We start from the raw sequence: 6,133 nt of genomic DNA on the forward strand, positions 1-6,133 counted from the left end.
TCTTCGTCCCTGTCATCATCGATGGCCAGATGTTCACGGACGGAGGTGCCGTCGACAATCTCCCCGTCGATGTCGCTCGCGCCAACGGAGCCGACATCGTCATCGCAAGTTACCTCGACACTGGCCAGACCAGCGTCACTCGTCCGGGATCCTTTTTGTCCACTACCGGCAACACCATCAGCATAATGGTCGCTGCCAACGAGATGCACAGCATTGAAGACGCCGATGTTCTCATTCGTTCCGATCTAAAAGGCATCAACGGCACCATGTACAACGAATCCGCCACCATTGCCCCCAAAGGCATGGAAGGCGCCACTAAAAAAGCCGCACTCCTTGAGCGCTTCAGCGTGAGTGACGCCGATTGGGCGGACTACGTTAAGCAGCGCGACTCCCGCCGTAAGACCGTCGTGCCCAATCCACAGTTTGTCGCGGTGACCGGTGATGTGCCTGCTGCCAACGCTGAAATCACCCACGTCCTGACGCCAGAGGTCGTCAACAAGCCCGTCGACACGAAACTCCTCGATCGGACCATGACACGCTGGGTCGGAAACGGCTCGCTGAACGCCGCCGGTTACTCCATCGTCGAGCGCGACGGAATTCCCGGGCTCGCCGTCACCGCTTACCCCAAATCCTACGGGCCACCGTTCCTCAACGTCGGCATCAACATCGACGGGGCTGATACCGAAGACGTCCTCTTCGGTATGGCAGGCCGTGTCACCTTTACCAATCTTGGCGGATACCGTGCGGAATGGCGCATCAATGCCTACTTCGGCTCGAGTTACGGCCTAACGAGCGAATATTACAAACCCTTCACCGCCCATACCCGATTCTTCTATTCCCCCAGCGCCTACCTCACCAGCACCCGCTTCGACTTTTACAACGAGGGCTCCCGCACATCGCAATATCAGATCCGGCAGAACGGCTTCGGCTTTGCCGGAGGGTACACTTGGGCCCGCGGAGCCGAACTTCGCGTAGGGCAGGATGAGTACTGGTATTCCGTAGCTAAGCGCATCGACTTTGACAACCTCTCGATTCCCGCGCAACTGGAAAGCGTCTCGTCCCTGCGCTTTAACTATCTGGGAGCGGACAATGCCGTTCTTCCCTTCAGCGGAGTGAACGCCTATTTCAATCTGGCGCGACACGAGACCACGAGCGGGAACGACGCATTCACTCTCGCAGAGGCTAGAGTCGCGATGTACCATCCCGTCAGAACAAAAGGCGCCGTGTTTATAACGGCTGCTGGTGGCACCAGCTTCGGCGCACCGCCTGAGGTTACTGACTTGCAGGGCTTTCCACTCGGCGGTCCCTTCCGGCTCGGTTCTTACGGTAAAAACGAGTTGCTCGGCAATCAGTACTGGCTCTTTCAGGGCGGGTATGAACGAAAGCTTCTCAGTTTCAACCCTCTTATTGGAGAAGGCCTCTATGCTGTCGCTTTCATGGAAGGGGGCAAGGTCTATGAAAACCTCAATCCGATAGACAGTAATGTTTCTGAAGCCTGGGATGGCAGCTTCGCAGTGGTTGCGCGCACAGCGCTCGGAGTCGCCTACATCGGCGGCGCTGTCGGAGACAATGACCACCGTAAATGGTGGTTTGGATTAGGCCGGGTCTTCTAGAGCCAATCCTTTTCTAAACTGCAGGGTCATCGGCTGTATAAAACTCAGGCTCCGCCTTTGGATTTTTAAGTCACCCCCTCAACGCACATCCACCGAATACCTCACCAGCACGCCATTCACAAAATCCGCACGGATGAATGAAGAACCCTGCTCATAGGTTTCCGAGTGTACCTGCAGTCCGTCATGTTCGGTGTCCGCCGAGCCGGTAGGCTTTCCAAGCAGCGCCCTCACCTGGTCCAGGCTCATGCCCTTCTGCAAACCATTCATCGTGGGCGCACCGCTCGCCGGTGCCACTCTCACGATGGGCGCCGCCGCTGCAGGAGTTGCCGGCGCTCCAGCTACTGGTGGCTGCGCATGGCCGCCTAACTCCGGAGGGAAGCTCACATATTGGCTCAACGCCGCCATGATGTCTTGCGGAGTGATATTCGGTGGCACCTTCCCGTCATATTTCAGGTTGAAGCGTGAACCGCCCCTCATCCGATCCTGGTCGACTCGATCCTTCTTTTCCCGGGCTGCATCCTCGGCGATGGCCTTATTACGGTCGTCGTCCCGCTCGCGGCGACGTCTTACATAGTCAAGCTCGCGTTGAAGGTCGGTCTTTTTATCGGGATCATCGGTGTTGGCGATTTGGTTCTCGAGGTCTTTCTCGCGGTCGCTCTTAGGTGCCGGCGTGAACTTGACGGACGTATCGGTATCGTCGCCAGCGGTGCCGAAGCCGCCTCCGCCAAGTTGAAATTCGATCGACTTGTCTTTCACTTTGACCGTCGTCACCATCACCGCATCGCCGTTATGCAGTGCAATTGGGAAGCTTTTCATGCGCTTTGCATAGGCTTTCGCATCGAGCATGCTTCCTCTCTGAGGATAGATGTCGACGCCCTGTTGCGATCCGGGCATATCGATCTTCACGACCACCTGCTTCCCCTCAAAGAACTGGCTGAGCGATTGCGCATCCTGCGCGGCCAGAGGAGCAGCAAACAAGAGCGACACAAATAAGAACGCTGCCGTTTTCATGGAGATCACCTCAACAGCATTTTCCCTTGTTTCCAGTCAAAATAGAAAAGTAAATTGACGAGGGCCGCTCATGGAACCCGTGAGCCGTAGTACACGAGAAAACGGCGCCGGTGTAGCCTGGTCTGCAGACAATCACTTGCCGATGCAGAAGGTGATAGTACGTCCAAACCCAGTGTTTATGCTGTTTTCCGCGCATTGGGCTGTTTCTGGAGGCTCACTGGAGAGTCACCGGGGACTCGAGGTCGCTCCGCGACAAAGTCGTATCGCAGCAGACTAGCTTGGAGCGGCCGATACTCGAGAGTATCCGCCAACCTCAGGTTTGTGTGCTCCTGGATCGAAACGCTCTGAGAAATAGCAAACACGATCGTGTTGCGCGTCCTACCCAAGAGGAAACTTCCCAATCCGTCCAGTGTCTGGGTCGACGACTTCAAGGGCGATACTGACAGCTCCTCGCAACAAGCCTTCCAGTCCGTGGCACAAAAGCTTTACGCCTTCATGCAGGACTACGCAAAGCAGCACGCCTACACTCTCGTCATCGACCGCGGGTCTGACGCCGCTCCGGTCATCTGGTACGCCTCCACCAACGCCGACATTACTGCCGACCTCATCAAGGCCTACGACCTTAAAGCCGCAGCAACGACCACTGATCGCATCAACACAAATCCGCATCTCCCATCAGCTCCCGCGCCTCACTAACCACCCGCGACGCTCACGCTTCGGTTTCTAGCCGATCGGTCGACTTCGTGACGACAGGTGAGGGTGACTGCATCGACCTTGGCGGCGCAAGAAGGATGCGTCCAGGCACGCCCATCGTTGTGGCCCCTTCCGGGACATCGTCAATCACAAGAGTGTTAGCGGCAACCTTTGCCCCGCTTCCAATCCTGATCTGGCCCACCAACGTTGCTCCCGTTCCAACATAGACATTGTCGCCAAGTACGGGTGCGCCTTCTCTTCCCATCGCGGCGGATCCAATGGTTACGCGAGGAGAAATGTCGCAGTCTCGTCCGATCACCGCGTGCGGACTGATGATGACGCCTCCGACATGACCGATGTAGAGTCCCTCTCCGATCGAAGCCCGGGGCGAGATGCCCATTGAAAAAAATGCTTCGCAGAACCAATTCGGCAAAAAGCAGAACGCCACCACCGGAATTCGAATAAACCAGGGTGGGTTTGCTACATTCACCCAATTGCGCAAGCGATAGAACGCAATTGCCCAAACGACTGGGCTCAACCACAGGGCCTTTCCATGGTGACCTTTGGACTTGTAGCGTGCTATGTCAGCAGAGAATTTACTCACTCGTCATCCCATCGATCCCATTACGACACCCCGGACGCGCCTAATGGAAACAATTTCCTACTTAATGCACATTATTTTCAGCTTTCGTTTATGGGTAACCGCGAATCGGTTTACCCGTTGGTGACAAGGCATTGCACAAAGGTAATAAGGCTGCCGATTCCCAAGACACCCTTAACGCGAGGATCATCGCATGGATCTTGATTCTCTGCAAGAAATACTTGACAAAACGTACCATCCGATACAGACTGATGCTTCATTTCTTGATAACTACGGGCCCCCCTCCCGGTGCTTACGTTGAGTTAGGCAAGCATCCCTCCTCATGTCAGGTCACGCTGCTTCAGGATGGCCGTTGACGTGCATTCGAAATTGAGTAATTGACTACCCGTGATGAATTGCAAAATTCAGAAAGGCAGAATCATGAACAAATTAACACTTACTTCTCCCCTGCAGGATGACTTACTCGAAGGCTCGATCGATGAGCGCATCACAGCAATCGTCGACGACCACATCGGACGACTTCCTAATCTTGAACGTTTAACGAGTGAAGAGGTTCGCGGGATCATCGCAAGATATTCAGCCGTCCTCGAGGGCAATTTTATTTATTGGATGACGGCGACCTATCTCGCTGTCAAGTCTGAAGAGGCGCGCGAGATCATCATCGAGAACCTGACCGAGGAAGTTAGGGACAGCCACCCTGCGATGTTGCGCATATTCGCAACTGCTGCAGATGCATATCCCACCGAGGCTGACTCTCTCGCTATTGGTCCCGATCTAACCAATGTGCGCTTGTTCCTCGGCAAGCTGCAGGGCGTGCAGTCGCTGATGACCATGGCATTCTTCGAGAGTTACATTCAGCGGTTCATGTCCTACCTGGCGGACCTCGCCGCTGCACGCGGCTCGGCTGAACGGGTATACACGGATGTGCATGGCGTCTGCGACGTCGAGCATTCCCAGGAACTCTTCCGCGCGGTTTCACTCGAAATGTCGGTCAATCCGATGAAGCCGGGATCGAATCTTTATGAGGGTGTCGAACTACTCAGCGCCCTGCTCGACAGCATTAACCATGGGGCTGCAAGAGCTGTGGCCAATTGGCGTGCGTAAGAAGGTCGGCCGACTGAGTATGGACGTCAAAGCGGAAGTAATCGCGCAGTTCACGCAGGTCGCTGCGGAGCAAGGCATGCAGCTGGCTCCTCTGACGGACGAGCTTGCCCTCTTCGACTCAGGGCTTGATTCGCTCTGCTTCGCGATCGTCGTGGTGAGACTTGAGCAATCATTTGGAGTTGACCCCTTCAGCGCCAACGATCTCAGCTTTCCGGTAACGTTCGGAGACTTCATCGGTTGCTATCAAAATGCCGACAACTAGTCCCACTTCCCTCTGCGCTTCGGTTCTTGCCGCCGGGAACTTATCCGCGTGTATCGAGATGGGTGTCGGTGGATGTCGAAGCTGGGGTGAACTCGCAGGCGCAGCTGCGTTCGCCGTGCGGCGGGCTGAGCTTCACGGAAGTTCCGTGCTGGTGGCGACGACCGGCCAGCTGGATGCCGCAGAAGCCCTGATACAGCTCGACGGGGTGGTCAGAAGGATGGTTCTTTATCCTCCCGATCTGCCGCGGGAACATCTTGACTATGTAGCACGATCGGCCGAGGCAAACTGGACCGTGACAGACGATCCAGGTCTCGAGTTCTCCCATTGCAGAATTGAACGCATCCTTCCCCGTCGTGGACGGAGCAGGAATCAAAGTCTGGATAGGAGTCAAAAGGTAGGGACCGAATGGATTCTGCTCACCTCTGGCACGACTGCACATCCGAAGCTGGTTAGGCACACACTGGCAAGTCTGACTGGCGCGATTTTACCCCGCAATCCTTCGTCCGCGCCGATTGTGTGGAGCACCTTGTACGACATCCGGCGCTACGGCGGTCTGCAGATATTCCTCCGTGCTGCACTCACGGGGACGCCGCTCGTCCTGGCTGGCGCTCATGAGTCGACCGCAGAGTTTCTCGCACGAGCTGGCAGCCGCTCCATTACGCATATCTCCGGAACGCCTTCGCAATGGCGCCGCGTACTGATGAGTCCGTCAGTCAATAGGATCGCGCCCGCATATGTCCGCCTATCGGGAGAGATCGCCGACCAGGCCATTTTGAACCAACTGCACTCTCAGTATCCGGAAGCGAGAATTGCGCACGCGTTCGCTTCAACAGAGGCGGGGGGGGGGGC

The 6,133-nt window shown here is 56.1% G+C and carries 7 protein-coding genes; 5 read left to right on the forward strand and 2 right to left on the reverse strand.

Annotated features, from left to right (window positions below; all coding sequences use genetic code 11):
- On the forward strand, window positions 1-1,613 hold a 1,613-nt coding region (locus GSQ80_RS08670), incomplete at its 5' end, for a hypothetical protein (RefSeq protein ID WP_158787234.1).
- A gap of 78 nt (window positions 1,614-1,691) precedes the next feature.
- Here the strand turns inward: GSQ80_RS08670 and GSQ80_RS08675 are convergent.
- Window positions 1,692-2,624 (reverse strand): hypothetical protein, encoded by a 933-nt coding sequence (locus tag GSQ80_RS08675; protein ID WP_158787235.1) that lies wholly within the window; start codon window positions 2,622-2,624, stop codon window positions 1,692-1,694.
- 369 nt (window positions 2,625-2,993) lie between these two features.
- On the opposite strand from GSQ80_RS08675, the gene GSQ80_RS08680 reads away from it, so the two are divergent.
- Window positions 2,994-3,320 carry an OmpH family outer membrane protein gene (locus GSQ80_RS08680; RefSeq protein WP_216850212.1) on the forward strand — a complete coding sequence of 109 codons (327 nt, stop codon included), beginning with the start codon at window positions 2,994-2,996 and terminating at the stop codon, window positions 3,318-3,320.
- Window positions 3,321-3,333: 13 nt separating this feature from the next.
- Here the strand turns inward: GSQ80_RS08680 and GSQ80_RS08685 are convergent, their stop codons facing one another.
- The gene (locus GSQ80_RS08685) at window positions 3,334-3,855 is read right to left on the reverse strand and encodes a serine O-acetyltransferase (RefSeq protein ID WP_158787237.1); all 522 of its coding nucleotides are present in this window, start codon (window positions 3,853-3,855) and stop codon (window positions 3,334-3,336) included.
- A gap of 453 nt (window positions 3,856-4,308) precedes the next feature.
- Between GSQ80_RS08685 and GSQ80_RS08690 the strand changes: the two genes are divergently transcribed.
- The 3 genes from GSQ80_RS08690 to GSQ80_RS08700 form a co-directional block, all read left to right on the forward strand.
- On the forward strand, window positions 4,309-5,022 hold the full coding sequence (locus GSQ80_RS08690; protein WP_158787238.1) for a hypothetical protein: 714 nt from the start codon (window positions 4,309-4,311) through the stop codon (window positions 5,020-5,022).
- Window positions 5,023-5,041: 19 nt separating this feature from the next.
- Window positions 5,042-5,284, forward strand: coding sequence for an acyl carrier protein (locus GSQ80_RS08695; RefSeq protein WP_158787239.1), 243 nt, complete (start codon window positions 5,042-5,044; stop codon window positions 5,282-5,284).
- A gap of 217 nt (window positions 5,285-5,501) precedes the next feature.
- On the forward strand, window positions 5,502-6,133 hold a 632-nt coding region (locus GSQ80_RS08700), incomplete at its 3' end, for an AMP-binding protein (RefSeq protein ID WP_254059545.1).

Origin of the sequence: Granulicella sp. L46 (assembly GCF_009765785.1) — a bacterium.
Lineage (GTDB): Bacteria > Acidobacteriota > Terriglobia > Terriglobales > Acidobacteriaceae > Granulicella.

Bases quoted from the DNA above. Each gene is read 5' to 3' on its own strand.
- GSQ80_RS08675 (WP_158787235.1), bottom strand. From the start codon at position 2,624: ATGAAAACGGCAGCGTTCTTATTTGTGTCGCTCTTGTTTGCTGCTCCT.
- GSQ80_RS08690 (WP_158787238.1), top strand. From the start codon at position 4,309: ATGAATTGCAAAATTCAGAAAGGCAGAATCATGAACAAATTAACACTT.
- GSQ80_RS08695 (WP_158787239.1), top strand. From the start codon at position 5,042: ATGGACGTCAAAGCGGAAGTAATCGCGCAGTTCACGCAGGTCGCTGCG.